The organism is Salipaludibacillus sp. CF4.18 (assembly GCF_051262595.1).
Lineage (GTDB): Bacteria > Bacillota > Bacilli > Bacillales > Salisediminibacteriaceae > Salipaludibacillus > Salipaludibacillus neizhouensis.
In genome coordinates this window covers 1-417 of sequence record NZ_JBIMEV010000166.1, presented here as the reverse complement: position 1 = coordinate 417, position 417 = coordinate 1, and the positions used below count along the sequence as shown (strand labels likewise).

Annotated in this window: 1 pseudogene; it reads right to left on the bottom strand. The window is 39.1% G+C overall.

Annotation, left to right across the window (positions count from 1 at the left end):
* Window positions 1-216: 216 nt before the first annotated feature.
* Window positions 217-417: pseudogene (locus ACHABW_RS25995) on the bottom strand (IS110 family transposase); the annotation flags it as partial.

Below are 417 nucleotides of genomic sequence, written 5' to 3'. Positions count from 1 at the left end.
GGGTTAACCCTCCCATGTCTCCCAGAGTCAATGCTCCTACATTCCTTCGTTCAACCTTGCCATGAGGGTGGAGGTCAGATATGCTCCCCGCCAGGGTCTCTGCCCGTAGTTTTAGTTTATGTTCTGACTTCTCCGTGCTTCAAATGTCTTTTGATAATAAGTAAGTTGTTTAAAATCACTTAGGTTAATAGAGTTTAATAAAACATGGTATTTGAGTTATGCAGCTTCCTGTAAGTTATTAAAGTGTGGAATATCACTAAGCATCTTTTCTTCACTGAACTCACACTGTTTAGTGCCTACTGTAAATAAGATTCGTATTAGTTTATTGCATATGGCAATTAAAGACGGCATTTTTTTTAACGGATTGTCTGGACGGGTCGTATAATACTCATGCAGAGCTTTAAAGGCTTGGTTCTT